The organism is Micromonospora sp. ATLC20, assembly GCF_057196585.1.
Map to the genome: position 1 here is coordinate 14209 of NZ_JBXUOV010000062.1, position 15855 is coordinate 30063.

13 protein-coding genes are annotated in these 15855 nt (G+C 72.5%); 5 read left to right on the forward strand and 8 right to left on the reverse strand.

Features of this window, described 5'->3' with window-relative positions:
• Window positions 1-71: 71 nt before the first annotated feature.
• From prfB to pruA, 3 genes are all read right to left on the reverse strand, one after another.
• Entirely contained in the window at window positions 72-1193 is a 1122-nt protein-coding gene (gene prfB / locus AC2CHG_RS15380) for a peptide chain release factor 2 (RefSeq protein WP_262014979.1), read from the reverse strand.
• A 45-nt stretch (window positions 1194-1238) separates the two neighbouring features.
• Window positions 1239-1754 (reverse strand): PadR family transcriptional regulator, encoded by a 516-nt coding sequence (locus tag AC2CHG_RS15385; RefSeq protein ID WP_013284223.1) that lies wholly within the window; start codon window positions 1752-1754, stop codon window positions 1239-1241.
• Between the two features lie 135 nt (window positions 1755-1889).
• The gene (gene pruA / locus AC2CHG_RS15390; protein ID WP_484524980.1) at window positions 1890-3518 is read right to left on the reverse strand and encodes an L-glutamate gamma-semialdehyde dehydrogenase; all 1629 of its coding nucleotides are present in this window, start codon (window positions 3516-3518) and stop codon (window positions 1890-1892) included.
• Window positions 3519-3891: 373 nt separating this feature from the next.
• Between pruA and AC2CHG_RS15395 the strand changes: the two genes are divergently transcribed.
• Window positions 3892-4899 carry a hypothetical protein gene (locus AC2CHG_RS15395; RefSeq protein ID WP_484524981.1) on the forward strand — a complete coding sequence of 336 codons (1008 nt, stop codon included), beginning with the start codon at window positions 3892-3894 and terminating at the stop codon, window positions 4897-4899.
• Window positions 4900-4909: 10 nt separating this feature from the next.
• Here the strand turns inward: AC2CHG_RS15395 and AC2CHG_RS15400 are convergent, their stop codons facing one another.
• A complete protein-coding gene (locus tag AC2CHG_RS15400; RefSeq protein ID WP_484524982.1) occupies window positions 4910-5419 on the reverse strand; it encodes a DUF6912 family protein in 510 nt (169 codons plus the stop codon).
• 197 nt (window positions 5420-5616) lie between these two features.
• Between AC2CHG_RS15400 and AC2CHG_RS15405 the strand changes: the two genes are divergently transcribed.
• Together AC2CHG_RS15405 and AC2CHG_RS15410 are read left to right on the forward strand one after the other, a co-directional pair.
• The gene (locus tag AC2CHG_RS15405; protein ID WP_402810220.1) at window positions 5617-5844 is read left to right on the forward strand and encodes a helix-turn-helix domain-containing protein; all 228 of its coding nucleotides are present in this window, start codon (window positions 5617-5619) and stop codon (window positions 5842-5844) included.
• 95 nt (window positions 5845-5939) lie between these two features.
• Window positions 5940-6518 (forward strand): Rv3235 family protein, encoded by a 579-nt coding sequence (locus AC2CHG_RS15410; protein WP_262014982.1) that lies wholly within the window; start codon window positions 5940-5942, stop codon window positions 6516-6518.
• Between the two features lie 514 nt (window positions 6519-7032).
• Here AC2CHG_RS15410 and secA read toward each other — a convergent pair.
• Window positions 7033-9933, reverse strand: coding sequence for a preprotein translocase subunit SecA (gene secA, locus AC2CHG_RS15415; protein ID WP_262012422.1), 2901 nt, complete (start codon window positions 9931-9933; stop codon window positions 7033-7035).
• Window positions 9934-10102: 169 nt separating this feature from the next.
• Between secA and AC2CHG_RS15420 the strand changes: the two genes are divergently transcribed.
• Both AC2CHG_RS15420 and AC2CHG_RS15425 read left to right on the forward strand, forming a co-directional pair.
• Complete coding sequence (locus AC2CHG_RS15420) at window positions 10103-11260, forward strand: GNAT family N-acetyltransferase (RefSeq protein ID WP_463840466.1); 1158 nt, start codon at window positions 10103-10105, stop codon at window positions 11258-11260.
• Window positions 11257-12363, forward strand: coding sequence for a GNAT family N-acetyltransferase (locus tag AC2CHG_RS15425; protein WP_484524983.1), 1107 nt, complete (start codon window positions 11257-11259; stop codon window positions 12361-12363). Before AC2CHG_RS15420 ends, AC2CHG_RS15425 begins: the two co-directional genes overlap by 4 nt.
• Before the next feature lie 42 nt (window positions 12364-12405).
• Here the strand turns inward: AC2CHG_RS15425 and hpf are convergent, their stop codons facing one another.
• From hpf to AC2CHG_RS15440, 3 genes are all read right to left on the reverse strand, one after another.
• On the reverse strand, window positions 12406-13050 hold the full coding sequence (gene hpf, locus AC2CHG_RS15430; protein WP_091418726.1) for a ribosome hibernation-promoting factor, HPF/YfiA family: 645 nt from the start codon (window positions 13048-13050) through the stop codon (window positions 12406-12408).
• 250 nt (window positions 13051-13300) lie between these two features.
• The gene (locus AC2CHG_RS15435) at window positions 13301-14005 is read right to left on the reverse strand and encodes a ComF family protein (RefSeq protein WP_262012425.1); all 705 of its coding nucleotides are present in this window, start codon (window positions 14003-14005) and stop codon (window positions 13301-13303) included.
• A 7-nt stretch (window positions 14006-14012) separates the two neighbouring features.
• Window positions 14013-15812: an LpqB family beta-propeller domain-containing protein gene (locus tag AC2CHG_RS15440; RefSeq protein WP_355506487.1), complete on the reverse strand. Its 1800-nt coding sequence runs from the start codon at window positions 15810-15812 to the stop codon at window positions 14013-14015.
• Window positions 15813-15855: the final 43 nt, after the last annotated feature.

Sequence of the window (15855 nt, forward strand, 5' to 3'; positions counted from 1 at the left end):
CGCCGAAGCGGTGCGCGTCATCGATTTACCCGGTCAGCCCGAGATCGATGACGCGCTGCGTCCGAGCGCGATCACGCACTGTCAGCGCTGAGCTGCTGCTGCTTCCGCCAGCGGATTCCCGCCTCGATGAAGCTGTCCAGGTCACCGTCGAAGACCGAGGACGGATTGCCCGTCTCCTGTTCGGTACGCAGATCCTTCACCATCTGATACGGGTGCAGGACGTACGAGCGCATCTGGTCGCCCCAGGAGCTGGTGCTGCCGGTCTTCAGGCCGGCCAGCTTCTCCTCCTCCTCCTGCCGCTTGCGCTCCAGCAGCCGGGCCTGGAGCACCCGCATCGCGGAGGCCTTGTTCTGCAGCTGGGACTTCTCGTTCTGGCAGGTCACCACGATGCCGGTGGGGATGTGGGTCAGCCGCACCGCCGAGTCGGTGGTGTTGACGCTCTGCCCACCCGGCCCGGACGACCGGTAGACGTCCACCCGGACCTCGTTCTCCGGGATGTCGATGTGGTCGGTCTGCTCGGTGACCGGCAGCACCTCGACCCCGGCGAAGCTGGTCTGCCGGCGGCCCTGGTTGTCGAACGGGCTGATCCGCACCAGCCGGTGCGTGCCGGACTCCACGCTGAGCGTGCCGTAGGCGTAGGGCACCTTCACCGTGAAGGTGGCCGACTTCAGGCCCGCCTCCTCGGCGTACGAGGTCTCGTAGACCTCGGTCGGGTAGCCGTGCCGCTCAGCCCAGCGCAGGTACATCCGGAGCAGCATCTCGGCGAAGTCCGCGGCGTCCACCCCACCGGCGCCGGCCCGGATCGCGACGAGCGCCTCCCGCGAGTCGTACTCGCCGGAGAGCAGCGTGCGGACCTCCATCTCCTGGATGGCCTTGGTCAGCCCGGCGATCTCCGACTCGACCTCGGTCAGCACGCCCGGGTCGTCCTCGGCCTGGGCCAGCTCAAGCAGCACCCCGGCGTCGTCGAGCCGGGAGCGCAGGTCACCGAGCTTGGTGATCTCGCCGTTGACGTACGACAGCTGCGACGTCACCTGCTGCGCCTTGGCCTGGTCGTCCCAGAGGTCGGGCGCGGAGGCCTCCTGCTCCAGCCGGGCCTTCTGCTCGCGCAGCTTGTCGAGGTCGAGCACAGCCTCGATGTTGCGCAGCGTGGCGTCGAGGTCCTTGAGCTGTTCGGCGTAATCGGCAGCGGTCACGACAGACAAGACTACTGCCTATCCTGGCCCGGCCGCCGCAGGTGGTCAGCCGACCGGCGCGGTCTTCAGCCAGGACAGCGCCGCCTTGTGGTAGGCGACGGCGAACTCCAGCGCGCTGGCGTCGTAGCTGTCGCCTTCCTTCTTGGCGTTCTTGACCTGTTCCCGCACCGCCGCCAGCGCCTCGGTGTGGTACTCGTTCGCCGTCGCGTACAGGTTCTTGAGCTGGCTCGACGAGTGCAGGTCACCGAACGCGATCCGTAGCGCTATCGGGTTACGGATGGTGTCCTTGCCGGGATTCTCCGCCAGCCAGCGGGAGAATGTCCGTTTCCCGGCCGCCGTCAGCGCGTACGGCTGGCTCATCCGCGGCCCGGGCTTGCCGAGACGCACCAGACCCTTCTCGGCCAGGACCGGCAGCTCCCGGTAGACCTGACTGCGGGTCATCGACCAGTACGGCGCCAGCCGGCGCTCAGCGGCGGCCATCAACTGGCCGCCAGTCATCGGGCCGTCGTGCAGCAGACCGAGCAGAGCTGCTGCCGTCGGGTTGACTCCGGATTCCGCCATGCCCTCTAAGCTGCCACTTTGTCGGCTCTGGCGTCCAGGATTTGCTCATTTCGGCACCCGATGACGGGTCCGATGTGCACTGTCGGATGAGGAAGAGGGCCCGCCCCGGCCGGGACGGGCCCTCCGGCGAGCGTCTCAGCCCATGTGCGGGTAGGCGTGATCGGTCGGCGGGACGAACGTCTCCTTGATCGTCCGCGGCGACATCCAGCGGACCAGGTTGTGCCAGGAGCCCGCCTTGTCGTTGGTGCCGCTGGCCCGGGCGCCGCCGAACGGCTGCTGCCCGACCACCGCGCCGGTCGGCTTGTCGTTGATGTAGAAGTTGCCGGCGGCGTACCGCATCTTCTCCGCCACCCGGTCGACCACCCGGCGGTCGGTCGCGAAGATCGACCCGGTCAGCGCGTACGGCGCGATCGACTCGGCCTGGGTGACCACCTCGTCGAAGCGGGCGTCGTCGAAGACGTGCACGCCGAGGATCGGCCCGAAGTACTCGGTGGTGAACGTCTCGTGTGCGGCGTCGGAGCACTCGAACAGCGTCGGCCGGACGAAGTAGCCGACCGAGTCGTCGGCGGTGCCGCCGGCCAGGATGCGGCAGGAGTCGTCACCCTTGATCAGCTCCAGCGCGGCGGTGTGCCGGCCGAACGCCTTGTCGTCGATCACCGCGCCGCCGAAGTTGCTGAAATCGGTCACGTCGCCGTAGGTCAGCGAGTCGGCGGTGGCGGCGAGCCGGTCGCGCAGCCCACCCTCCCAGATCGACCGCGGGACGTACGCCCGGGAGGCGGCCGAGCACTTCTGGCCCTGGTACTCGTAGGCGCCCCGGATCAGCGCGGTGTGCAGCGCGTCCACGTCGGCGCTGGAGTGCGCGACCACGAAGTCCTTGCCGCCGGTCTCGCCGACCAGCCGGGGGTAGCCCCGGTAGCGGGCGATGTTGTCGCCGACGGTCTTCCACAGGTGCTGGAACACCTTTGTCGAGCCGGTGAAGTGGATGCCGGCGAGGTCCGGGTCGGCCAGCGCCACCTCGGAGACCTCCTCGCCGCGCCCGGTGACCATGTTGATCACACCGGGCGGCAGGCCGGCGGCCTCGAACAGGCGCATGGTGAAGTGCGCCGCGAACTGCTGGGTCGGGGACGGCTTCCAGACCACCGTGTTGCCGAGCATGGCCGGCGCGGACGGCAGGTTGCCGGCGATCGCGGTGAAGTTGAACGGGGTGATCGCGTAGACGAACCCCTCCAGCGGCCGGTGGTCGAGGCGGTTCCAGACCCCGGGCGAGGACAGCGGCTGCTCGGCCAGGAGCCGCCGGGCGAAGTGCACGTTGAACCGGAGGAAGTCGATCAGCTCGCACGCCGAGTCGATCTCGGCCTGAACTGCGGTCTTGGACTGGCCGAGCATGGTGGCCGCGTTGAGCGTGTCCCGCCAGGGGCCGGCGAGCAGGTCGGCGGCGCGCAGGAAGATGGCGGCCCGCTCCTCGAACGGCAGCGCACGCCACATCGGAGCGGCGTCCTTGGCGGCCTTCACCGCGGCGCGGGCGTCGTCGTGGGTGGCGTGCCCGGTGACGCCGAGGACGTGCGCGTGCTTGTGCGGCTGCACCACGTCGATGGACGCGCCGCCGGCCATCCGGCGCTCGCCGGCGATCGTCATCGGCAGCTCGATCCGCTCGGCGGCCAGTTCGGCCAGCCGTCGCTGGAGCCGTTCCCGGTCGGCGCTGCCGGGCTCGTAGTTGTGCACCGGCTCGTTGAGCGGCTCGGGTACGGAGAACACGGCGTCCATCACAGGCTCCTGGCGATCTCGACGGCGACGGCGAAACCGGACCCGCGGGCGCCGGCCGGCGGCCGGACGCCGGACACCGCGGGGTCAGCGGCGGCGGGACCTGGCCCGATTCTGTCACGAGACGCCCCCGCGGGCCCCGCCTCCCCGGCACACCGGACAGCCCGGCTCGTCTCCGGACCTTCAGCCGCTGCCCACCCACAACCGACGAAACATCGGAGTACGGGACGACACGTCGTCGATCCTTCGGCGCGCTCGGTTTCGGTGCCTGCCGTACCCGGCCCGCCCGAGCGGCGGCGGCACGCCGCGTACGCTGGATGACCGGTGACCTGCCCGGCCCGGCGCGGGCGATCCGGCGACCGTCGAAGGGGAGACGATGAGCAACCAGCCCGGCAGCTCCACGGCCGCGGAGACGGACGAGCCCGAGGCCGTCGAGGCGTCGGCCGGCGAGGCGACCACGGACGAGGCCGCTGCGACCGGGCGGCCGGAGTTCGCGCCGGGCGCGATCGTGCTCGCCCTGCTCTCGGTCGGGTGGCTGGCCGCCATGCTCTGGTCCACCCGCGAGGCGATCCACTCCACGGCTGCCGGCGTCACCGCGATCAGTCTCTCCGCGTACGCGCTGCCAGGCGTCATCACCGCCGCGCTGGTAACCGGCGCCACAATGGCCCTGCTCGCGACGAACCGGCTGGGTCGCGCCACGCTGCGCTTCCTGGCCGCCGTCGGCACCGGCCTCCTGGTCGGGCTCGTCACCGCGGTGGCGATCAACCTGACGTACGCGGACAACGCCACCACGAACACCATCGCCGGCACCGCGGCGGCGGCAGCGATCATCGGCGGGGCGATGGCCGGCGCGCGCCAGGCCCGGGTGGTGGGGGCGATCACGCTCGCCACGCTCACCGCGCAGATCTTCGTGGTGCTGTTCAGCCGCGTCCGCGATCCGCTCTCCGACCTGTTCGGCGCCGGGGAGACCCAGCAGTCGGTGCTCGACGCCGCGAAGTGGGTCTCGCGTACCGAATCGCTGCTCGCCGGGCTGCTGGCCGGCCTGGCCGCGTACCTCTATCTGACCTGGTCCCGGCGCCGGGCGGAGCGCCGCGACGGCGCGGCGTCGCCGCTGCGCTGGCCGGCCTACCTGGTCGCCGGGGCGGGCGCGGGCCTGCTCCTGCTGCTCACCGAGGTGATCATCCGGATCGGCGGCCGTGGGCTGCTCGACCTGGCCGCCGCGCTCAGCGAGGCCGACGAGGTGGCGCAGACCGCGCTGGGCACCTCGCGGGTCGACAACGGGATCTGGGTGCTCTTCGTCGGCGCGCTGACCACGCTCATCGTCTTCGGGCGCACGCTCGGGCCGCGCCCGGTGGACGACGACGAGGACGAGCCCGCGGCCTGAACCGGCCCGGTCAGCCCGCCTCGCGCAGCAGCAGGTCCAGCTCGGTCACGTCGTACCACTCCAGTTCGTGGTCCTCGGCGCCGTCGACGGTGAACTGGGCGTCCGGGTCGCCGGCCTGGGCCTCCACCACCACGTCGACGGCGGCGGCCACGTCCTCGACCGCGTCCGCGCCGTCCACGTGCAACGCGGCGATCGACTTCACCGGCACCGGCCCAGCCGGCCGGACCACGCTCGACCCCAGCTCGCCGTCGACCCGGCCGACCGCGCGGGCCGGCAGGTCGGCCGAGACCACCACCCGCCGCCGGGGCGCGGCGGGGTCGTTGCGGAGCAGGAGCAGCGCGTCCTGGGCGGCCCGGGTGAAGGCCACGTACTCCAGCTCCTCCTCGTCGCCCTCGGCGTACCACTCGCGCAGCTCCGGGGTCACGGCGTGCGCCGCCTCGGCGCTCAGCCCCTCCTCGCGCAGCCGGGCGAGCATGGGAACGGTCGCCGGCAGGTACACCCGGACAAGCTCGTCGGTCACCGGTCACTCCCACACTCAGGCCGATCGTCGGCGGACGCCGACTCCGGGCGCCGATCATGCCGTACGCCGAGACCGTCATACACCCGGCACCCGTGCGGGTGAAGTCTCCCGCCGGTGTGTCTCCCGAACGGGCACGTGGCGATGTCACCTCGTGGTGGCAAACTGAAGCAAACGCAACCAACCCCGGGAGTCACACCGTGGAGTCGAGGTTCCTGCTGCTGTCCGACGTCGCCGCCGAGCTGAACGTTTCGGACTCGCAGGTCTACCACATGGTCCGCAGCGGCGAACTGCCCGCGATCAAGATCGGTGGCCGGGGTCAGTGGCGGGTCGAGCGCGCCCGGCTGGAGGACTACATCGAGCGCAAGTACGCCGAGACGGCCGAATGGGTACGCGGCAACCCGCTCGGCGAGCGCGACGAGGAGTGACCGCCCGGGGACCGCCCGCCATTGACGGCGGTCGTCCGCGTCCGGGAAGATGAGATCCTGTCGGAGGCAAACGAAGGCAAACGCAAGGATTCGAGATGGTCGACACCCGCCGTCCCCGCGCACCCCGCCCGCCGGTCCGTCTCCGGCCCGCCCCGCCGCTCGACCCGCCGTGCACCGACGAGGAGCCGCTCTGGAGTCCCGTCGGTCAGCTCACGCTCGACCTGGCCGACCCGCGCCGCCGTGCCGCCGCACGCCCCGCCGGTCGCGCCCCCGACCCGGCGCCCGCCTGGCCCCGCTGGTCCGGTGCGCAGGCGTCGGCCCTCGCCTCCGCCACACCCGAGGGAGCGCGGGCCGCCCACCTGTTCGTGCGCACCTTCCTGGAGATCGTCAACGGCTTCCGGCCGCCCGGCCAGCTCCGGCCGCTCTGCCTGCCCGAGTCGGCCGGCCCGGTCGCGGCCGAACTGACCCGCGCGGCCCGCCGGGTGACACCGGTCCGCCGCCGTACCGCCCGGCCGGCGCTGCTGCTGCGACGCCTGCGGGTGTGCGAACCCCGCGCGGGCGCGGTCGAGGCCACCGCCGTGTTCGCCGGCGCCGGAGGTGCGAGCTGGGCGGTAGCGATACGCCTGGAACGCCGCCGAGGCACCTGGCTGTGCCTCGTCCTCGACGTCCTCTGAGCCCGGCCGCCGCCTCCCCCACCTGGCTCGACGCACCGCGGCCACCCGCGCCGATGCGTGAGCGGGCGTAGGGCTCCCGGCTCCCGGCTCCCGGCTCCCGGCTCCCGGCTCCCGGCTCCCGGCTCCCGGCTCCCGGCTCCCGGCTCCCGGCTCCCGGCTCCCGGCGAGATCTTGGTACCAAACGGCCCCCATAGGGGCCATTTCCTACCAAGATCTCCACCAATCCCACCACGCGGAACGCGAGTCTCGCCTGACGGAAGGCTCGCCGAACAACCAGCCGCACGAGGATCTCCGGCCCACACCCGCGCCTCCACCGGCGGCGATCTTGCACTTTCGGTCCCCCGATAACAGCACGAAACGGGCACAATGAGGGCCGAAACTGCAAGATCGCGGGGCGGGGACGGGCGGGGACGGGCGGGGACGGGCGGGGACGGGCGGGGACGGGCGGGGACGGGCGGGGACGGAACGGGCCCCGGCCTTGGTGGCCGGGGCCCGTCGGGGCGCTCGTTCGGGGTCAGTTGCCGCCGTTGGGCGAGCCGTGGCAGCGCTTGTACTTGCGGCCGGAGCCACACGGGCAGGGCGCGTTACGGGACGGGCCCTCGCCGCCGTCGACCTGGCCGGGAGCCGCCCGCCGGGCGGTGCTGGCGGCCACAGCCTGGCCACTCGCCCCGGCCGGTGCACGGCGCGGCGTGGTGGCGGCCGGGCGCTCCGAGGACTGCTGGCCGATGCCGAGCGCCGGCGCCTGCTGCTCGGGCCGCTCGATCACCGGAGCGCCCCGGCCTGCCTCGCCGTCCACGGCGGGCGCCGAGTATTGCAGGCCCTGCTGCTGCGGCGCGCGGTTGAGACCCTTGGCCCGGATCTCCACCGGCTTGTCCAGCAGCTGCACCTCCTCGGCCTCCGGCTCCGCCTCCTCGACCTGGACGTCCAGGTTGTAGAGGAAGCCGACAGTCTCCTCCTTGATGCCGTCCATCATGGAGGCGAACATGTCGAAGCCCTCGCGCTGGTACTCGATGACCGGGTCGCGCTGGGCGTACGCCCGCAGGCTGATGCCCTCCTGGAGGTAGTCCATCTCGTACAGGTGCTCGCGCCACTTACGGTCGATCACCTGGAGCAGGACCATGCGCTCGAGCTGGCGCACCGCCTCCTCGCCGAGGTTCTCCTCGCGCCTGTCGTACGCGGCGTGCGCGTCCTCCTTGAGGCGGGCGAGCAGGAAGTCCTGGTCGATGCCGGAGCGGGAACCGACCTCCTCCTCCAGCTCCTCGACGGTGACGCCGACCGGGTAGAGCTGCTTCAGGCTGGACCAGAGCTGGTCGAGGTCCCAGTCCTCGGCGTAGCCGTCGCTCGTCGCGCCGACCACGTACGCGGTCACCACGTCGTCGATCATGTTGCGGACCTGGTCGGACAGGTCCTCACCGTTGAGCACCCGGAGGCGCTCGGCGTAGATCACCTGGCGCTGCTTGTTCAGCACCTCGTCGTACTTGAGGACGTTCTTGCGGATCTCGGCGTTCTGGCCCTCGATCTGGGCCTGGGCGCTCCTGATCTGGCGGGTGACCATCTTCGACTCGATGGGCACGTCCTCCGGGATGTTGAAGCGGTCCATGACCGCCTCGACCGCGCCGGCCCGGAAGCGCTTCATCAGCTCGTCCTGGAGCGACAGGTAGAAGCGGGACTCGCCCGGGTCACCCTGCCGGCCGGCGCGACCGCGGAGCTGGTTGTCGATCCGGCGGGACTCGTGCCGCTCGGTGCCCAGCACGTAGAGCCCACCGGCGGCGGCCACCTCCTCCGCCTCGACGTCGCACGCCTGCTTCCAGGTCGGGAGGATCTCCTCCATCGCCTTGGCGTACTCCTCCGGCTGCTCGACCGGGTCGAGCCCGCGCTGGCGCAGCTCGTTCGCGGCGAGGAACTCGGGGTTGCCGCCGAGCAGGATGTCCGTACCGCGGCCGGCCATGTTCGTCGCGACGGTGACCGCGCCCTTGCGCCCGGCCTGCGCGACGATCTCCGCCTCCTTGGCGTGGAACTTCGCGTTCAGCACCGAGTGCGGGATGCCGCGGCGGCGCAGCATGTGCGACAGGATCTCGGAGTTCTCCACCGAGACGGTGCCGACCAGCACCGGCTGGCCCTGCTCGTGCCGCTCGGCGATGTCCTCGACGACGGCGTTGAACTTGGCCTTCTCGGTCTTGTAGATGACGTCGGGCCGGTCGAGCCGGACCATCGGCCGGTGCGTCGGGATGGTCACGACGCCGACCTTGTAGACCTTGTTGAACTCGCCCGCCTCGGTCTGGGCGGTACCGGTCATGCCGGAGAGCTTCTCGTAGAGGCGGAAGTAGTTCTGGAGGGTGATGGTGGCCAGGGTCTGGTTCTCCTGCTTGATCTCCACCCCCTCCTTGGCCTCGATCGCCTGGTGCATGCCCTCGTTGTAGCGGCGGCCGTGCAGGATGCGGCCGGTGAACTCGTCGACGATCAGGACCTCACCGTCGTTGACGATGTAGTCCTTGTCGCGCTTGTAGAGCTCCTTGGCCTTGATCGCGTTGTTCAGGTAGCCGACCAGCGGGGTGTTCACCGACTCGTAGAGGTTGTCGATGCCCAGGCGGTCCTCCACCTTGGCCACGCCGCGCTCGGTGATGGCGATGGTGCGCTTGGCGTAGTCGACCTCGTAGTCGCCCTCGCCGTCGGTGCCGGGCTGGAGCCGGGCCACCACCGTGGCGAACTCCTGGTACCACCGGGCGGAGTGCTCGGCCGGACCGGAGATGATCAGCGGGGTACGCGCCTCGTCGATCAGGATCGAGTCGACCTCGTCGACCACGGCGAAGAAGTGGCCGCGCTGGACCAGCTCGTCCTTCGACCAGGCCATGTTGTCGCGCAGGTAGTCGAAGCCGAACTCGTTGTTCGTGCCGTAGGTGACGTCGCACTCGTAGGCCGCGCGGTGCTCGCTGGCGGGCCGGTTCGGCAGCACCACGCCGACGCGCAGGCCGAGGAACTCGTGGACGCGGCCCATCCAGGCGGCGTCGCGCTCGGCCAGGTAGTCGTTCACCGTGATCACGTGCACGCCCTTGCCGGCGAGCGCGTTCAGGTAGACCGGCATGACCGAGGTGAGCGTCTTGCCCTCACCGGTCTTCATCTCGGCGATGTTGCCGAAGTGCAGCGCCGCGCCACCCATCACCTGGACGTCGTAGGGGCGCTGGCCGAGCACCCGCGAGGCGGCCTCGCGGCACACCGCGAACGCCTCGGGCAGCAGGTCGTCGAGGGTCTCGCCATCCTCGAGCCGCTCCTTGAACTGCTCGGTCATGCCGCTCAGCTCGTCGTCGCTGAGGTTGACGTAGTCGTCCTCGATCGAGTTGACGGCGGCAGCGATGGCCTTCAGCCGACGCACCATGCGGCCCTCGCCGGCGCGAAGGAACTTTTCCAGAATCGACACGGATCAACGCTCCCCTAGACGGTCTCGAACCATCGTAGGCGCTCCGAGGCGACGATGGTCACTGGTGGCGGCGGTCCGGGCTCCGGAACCCGACATAACGCCGCGACCGTGCGCCACCGGCCGCTAATCGGGTTACGCCGTGCGCGAACGATCCGGCACGATGGCTCGAATGGAGCCTGTGGAGATCATCGAAGACGGCCTGCTGCTGCGCCCGTGGCGCGCGGAGGACGCCGACGCGGTGCACCGTGCCTGCCAGGATCCGGACATCCAGCGCTGGACCACCGTACCTCGCCCGTACCTGCCGGAGCACGCGACGGAGTACGTCACCACGATCAGCGCCACCGCCTGGGCCGAGGGCACCGCTGCGCTCTTCGCGGTCTGCGACGCCGGCACCGGTGAGCTGCTCGCCTCGTTCGGCCTGGTCTCCGTCGACCGCGCGCGGGACTCGGCCGAGGTGGGCTACTGGACCGCGCCGTGGGCCCGGGGCCGGGGCGTCGCGGTCCGCGCCACCCGCGCGCTCGCCCGCTGGGCGTTCGACGCGCTCAAGCTGCGCCGGCTCACCTGGCAGGCCGAGATCGGCAACCACGCCTCCCGGCTGGTCGCGTTGCGCGCCGGCTTCCGCATCGAGGGTGAGCTGCGACTGGCCGACCCCAGCCCCGGCGGCCGGACCGAGGGCTGGATCGGCTCGCTGCTCCCCGGCGAGGTCGCCGCCGCCGGCGACCCGGTCCCCTACGGCCCGGACACGCTCCAGGCCCGCCGCGCGGCGGTCTTCGGCCGGCCGCAGCCGGTCCTGTTCGCCACCGCCGGCGACACCGAGCTGCGGCTGCGCGCGCTGGAGGAACGCGACCTGGCCGCGGTGACCCGCACCTGTCAGGACGAGCAGACGATCCGCTGGACCACGGTGCCGCACCCGTACCGGCCGGAGCACGCCGAGGGCTTCCTGCGCGACCTGGTGCGCCCGGCCTGGGCGCGGGGCACAGCGGTGACGTTCGCCGTGGCCGACCCGGACGACGAGTACGTCGCCTCGATCGACCTGCGCCTGCTGCCGAACGACCCGCTGGTGGCCGACGTGGGCTACATGACGGCGCCGCACGCCCGCGGCCGGGGCTACCTGCCGGCCGCGCTCGCCGCGGTGTGCGCCTGGGGCTTCACCACGCTCGGCCTGGCCCGGATCGAGTGGCGGGCGAACGTGGGCAACACCGCCTCGCGGCGGGCCGCCGAGAAGGCCGGCTTCACCGTCGAGGGCACGCTGCGCGGCGGCGTCCAGCACCGCGGCGAGCGGCAGGACGTCTGGATCGGCGGCCTGCTGCCGGGCGACCTGGCATGACCCCGGAGACGATCGAGGGGTACGGCGTACGGCTCCGGCCGTGCCACCTCGCGGACGCACCGGACATGGTGGCCGGGTGCACCGACCCGGAGATCCGCCGGTTCATGCCCCTGCTGCCCGACCCGTACGACGCCGACACCGCCCGCTTGTGGATCGACGAGGGCGCGCCCGCGGCGTGGGCGGCGGGCGGGGCCGCGTACACGATCGCCGACCCGGCCACCGACCGGCTGCTCGGCAGCATCGGGCTGACCCGGCTCAGCGCGGAGCGGGCGACGTACGAGATCGGTTACTGGGTGGGAGCGGCGGCGCGCGGCCGGGGCGTGGCGACCGCCGCCACCCGGCTGCTGACCGGGCGGGCGTTCGCCGCCGGCGCGGCCCGGCTGGAGCTGCTCACCCGGACGGAGAACGTGGCGAGCCAGCGCATCGCCCTGGCCTGTGGTTACCGGCACGAGGGCGTACGCCGGGCGGCCGGCGCGGACGGCGACGGCTTACGCCAGGATCTGATCGCCTGGGTGCGGCTGGCCGACGACCCGCCCGGGCCGGTCCCCCGCCTGCTGCCGGACCTGCCGGACGGCCGGCTCACCGACGGCGTGGTGACGCTGCGCCCGGTGGAGCCGGCGGACACGGACGCGCTGTACCGGATGCACTCGCTGCCGGAGGTGGTGGCGAACCGGGTGCCGCCGGTGGCGCCGGAGCGGGCGGCGCTCGCGCGCCGCTGCCGGCTCGCGGCGAGCCGCTGGCTCGCGGGCGAGGCCGCCGACCTGGCGATCCTCGACGCGGCCACCGGCGCCGTCGTCGGTGGGTGCGCGCTGTTCTACGACGAGCCGGCCACCGGGCAGGCCATGATCGGCTACAGCCTGCTGCCCGAGGCGCGCGGGCGCGGGCTGGCGGCGCGCACGGTCCGGCTGGTCGCCGGGTGGGCGTTCGGCGTCGGGGTGTCCCGGCTGTGGGCCGGCACCCGGCCGGACAACGTCGCCTCGCAGCGGGTGCTGGAACGGGCCGGCTTCCGGCGGGAGGGGCTGTTGCGCGGCCGGCTGCCCGGCCCGGACGGCGTCCGTGTCGACTCGGTGGTCTACGGCCGGCTCGCCACCGACGGGAACTGAGGACGGGCCCCGCGCGGGGGCCCGTCCTGACCGGTCAAGGGGTCACGTGTCGAGCTGGATGATCCCGTAGTCGTACGCGTGCCGCCGGTAGACCACGCTCGGGCGGCCGGACTCCTTGTCCTGGAACAGGTAGAAGTCGTGGCCGACCAGTTCCATCTGGAACAGCGCGTCGTCGACGGTCATCGGTTCGGCGGGGTGGACCTTCGCCCGGGCGATGTGCCACGGCTGGTCGTCGGGTTCGGTGTAGCCGCTCTCGTCGGGGCGTTCGGCGACCGCGGTGGCGGTGCCGTGGCCGTCGAGCGCCGCCAGGCCGGGACCGTCGAGGTCGGCCACGGGTAGGCCGGCGGTCGCGGCGGCCACGGAGATCGGCGCGTGCCGTCCGCGGTGTACCCGGCGACGGTCCGCCGCGCGGCGGAATCGCGTGTCCAGCTTGGCGATGGCGGCGTCGAGCGCGCTGTAGAAGTCGTTCGTGCAGGCCTCGGCCCGGATCACCGGGCCGCGCGTCACGCACGTGATCTCCACCCGCTGGCAGGTGTCCGCCTGGCGTGGATTGCGCTCGTGGAACAACTCGACGTCCACGCGAATGAGCTTCTGGTCGTAGCGTTCGATCTTCGCGAGCTTCTCGGCTACGTGCACCCGGTAATGGTCCGGCACTTCGACGTTACGGCCCTTGACCACGATGTCCACGTGACCTCCCTTGTTCGGACGGTCGTTCGGTCCGGATCAGATCCGGTCGACGCGCCGGGAGGGCCCCGCTCGGCGTCGACCGGTGTTGTTCGGCTACGCCTCCTTCCAGTGCCGGGGGAAGGTTTGACCCTCACTACCCCCGACACCGAAACGCTAACTCCTGTACGGCCACCCGTCACCCCTGGTTGCCGAAGGCGGTCGCGAAATTTAACAGCTCATACACCAAGGGGTGAAACGGATACACGAAGCGTCACCGACGGTGCCGCTTTTGCGTTGCGGCGAGCACGGCCGCGGCCTTTGGCGTCATTCCCGCGCGGTGCAACATCCGGCTCACCGCCGCGAGCGTGGCGCCGGTGGTGACGATGTCGTCGAGCAGCACGACGGCCTCCCCCGGCCGGTGTCCGGCCGCCGGGCGGCGCAACCGGAACGCCGCCTCGGCGGCGGCGGCCCGTCCGGCGCTGTCCAGCGCCACCGAGTCGGTCCGGGGCAGTGCCCGCAGCGGGCGCAGCACGCGTACCGGCCAGCCGGCCGCGCGCAGGCGGGCCGCGGCCGGGCGGACCAGCCGGTCCAGGTGGTCGCCGTAGCGGGCCCGGGCGGCGCGTGCGGTGTCGGGCACCGCCACCAGCGTCACCGGGCCGGGCGGCCCCGCGGCCGCCGCGACCACCTCGGCCAGCAGCGCGCCCAACGGCCGGGCCAGCCCGTGCCGGCCCCGTTCCTTGTACGCCAGCAGCCCTTCGCGCAGCGCGCCGCCGTACGGGCCGAGCGCGACGCAGGGCGGCAGGCCGGGCGGGGCCGGATCGGGCCTCGTCGGGGCGGGACGCAGCGACTCCAGCTCCCGTACGCAGCCGCCGCAGAAGCCGTGCCGCAGCGGTACCGATCCCGCGCCGCAGCCGGCGCACCCGGCGGGCAGCACCAGGTCGGTCAGGTCCGACCAGAGCCCGCCCAGATCACGCACGCGCGGCTCAGTAGAGGAAGAACGGCGCGGTCGGGTTCGTCGCCCGGCTGCCGGCCGGTACGTCGAGCACCTGCTCCCGCTTGACGTAGTCGAACGGGTTGTTCCGCCAGGCCGCGCCGTCCGTCTCGAACATGAACGAGAACGCGGCCAGGCCGCGGTCGCCGCCGCCCGGATATCCGGCGAGCTGGGTCACCGGGGCGCCGATCTCCACCGTCAGCGGGGTCTCCCAGGCGCCGTCCACGCTGACCTGGTGGATCGCCGAGCGCCGGTCCGCCTCGTTGCCGGCCAGCGCCAGCTCGTTCTCCGCCACCCAGTCCACCACCGTCACGCCGGTGAGCAGCGTGGTGACCCGGCGGAGCTGTCCGAGGCTGGCCCCGCCACCGTCGGCGCTCACCGCGGCGACGAAGACCGCGCCGCCGGAGACCAGCGCGATCCGGTGCCCGTCCAGGGAACCGGCGACCGCCGTCACCGGCCCGGGGACGGACAGCGGGATCTCGCTCATCCGGCCCGTGCCGTCGAACCGGTAGAGCCGCCCGTCAGCCGCCACCAGACCCGCCGGACGGGCCTTGTTCAGCGAGCGCAGCCAGGTGGGACGGCTCATCGCCCGGAACGTCCGGTCGCTGGGGCTGAGCGTCGCGACCGGTTCCGGGCCACTGCCCACCTTGAGCCGCCTGCGGTTGTCCGCCCCGGTCACCACGAGCGCGGCGAGCACCTGGTCGTCGGCGCGGGCGAGCGACGCGGACACCACGTTGCGGTTCTCCGCGGGCGGCAGCGGCGCGGCGGCCCGCGACTCGGCGCCGAACGCCAGGGGACGGACGGCGCCGTCGTAGACGGCGTACCGCATCGGATCGCCGCCGCGGGGATAGGCGGCGGTCGAGACCCGCTCCCGCCGCAGGTCGACGGTGAGCCGCTTCTGGTTCTGGATCTTCAGGTCGACCTGGCCGTCCAGGTCCGACAGCGACCACGCCAGCTGGGTGCCGAGCCGGGTCAGCCGCTGCTCGTTGGCGCCCGGCATATTGAGGTTGATCTCCCAGTGGCCGTCCGTGCCGGTCGCGTTGTTGATCAGCTGGGTGCCGTCGGGCAGCCCGGTCACGGCGGGGGACAGCCAGTCCGACGGGCGGTCGGCCAGCCACTTCATCACCTCGGTGATCCGGCGCTCGGTCGGCGCCGACGAGGGCAGGTAGCGCTGGTCCGGCACCAGCCGGGTCAGGTCGGGGTTCCAGAAGTAGACGGTGCGGGGGCGGTAGTACTCGCGCACCGCAGAGTCGCTGACCAGCAGCATGTTCGGCAGCTCGGTGATCAGCAGGCCGGTGCCGGCCGGCTCGGCCCGGCGCAGCTCGAAGACGTACTGCGTCTCGCTGGCCACCGGCGGGCCGAGCGTGCCGTCGGCGCGCAGCACGCCCACCTGCTGCACCTTGAGCGTGACGGTGCTGGTGCCCTGGTTGTTCGGCGGCGTGCTCTCCGGCTTCTCCCGCAGCCGCACCACTGTCAGCTCGATCTCGCTGGTCTGCGGCTTGCCCGAAAGCAGGTCGCGGGCCTCCGCGGCGAGGAACTTGCGGGCCCGGGCGTACGCCTGGTCGCGTTCCCCGGCCGCGGCGGCCCGCAGGTAGTTCTCCACGAACGGCACCGGCTCGCTGCTGTCCGCCGGTTCGGGCGGACGGGCCGGGCTGCCGTTGAGCACCCCGGACTCGGCGGCCGGCGCCGAGCCGTCCACCTGCACGTCGGTCTCGTCCGGGATGCCGCATCCGGCGAGCGCGGCCGGCAGCAGCGCGCCGGTCAGCAGCAGGGTCAGGACCCGGCGCCTCACGGCCGCGCCTCCGCGTGGTCGCCGCCGGCGGCCGGTCCGGCGG

Coding starts and splice junctions, on each gene's coding strand:
- AC2CHG_RS15410 (WP_262014982.1), top strand. CDS start 5,940: ATGGTCGACACCCGCCGTCCCCGCGCACCCCGCCCGCCGGTCCGTCTC.
- AC2CHG_RS15420 (WP_463840466.1), top strand. CDS start 10,103: ATGGAGCCTGTGGAGATCATCGAAGACGGCCTGCTGCTGCGCCCGTGG.
- AC2CHG_RS15425 (WP_484524983.1), top strand. CDS start 11,257: ATGACCCCGGAGACGATCGAGGGGTACGGCGTACGGCTCCGGCCGTGC.
- AC2CHG_RS15385 (WP_013284223.1), bottom strand. CDS start 1,754: ATGGCGGAATCCGGAGTCAACCCGACGGCAGCAGCTCTGCTCGGTCTG.
- pruA (WP_484524980.1), bottom strand. CDS start 3,518: ATGGACGCCGTGTTCTCCGTACCCGAGCCGCTCAACGAGCCGGTGCAC.
- AC2CHG_RS15395 (WP_484524981.1), top strand. CDS start 3,892: ATGAGCAACCAGCCCGGCAGCTCCACGGCCGCGGAGACGGACGAGCCC.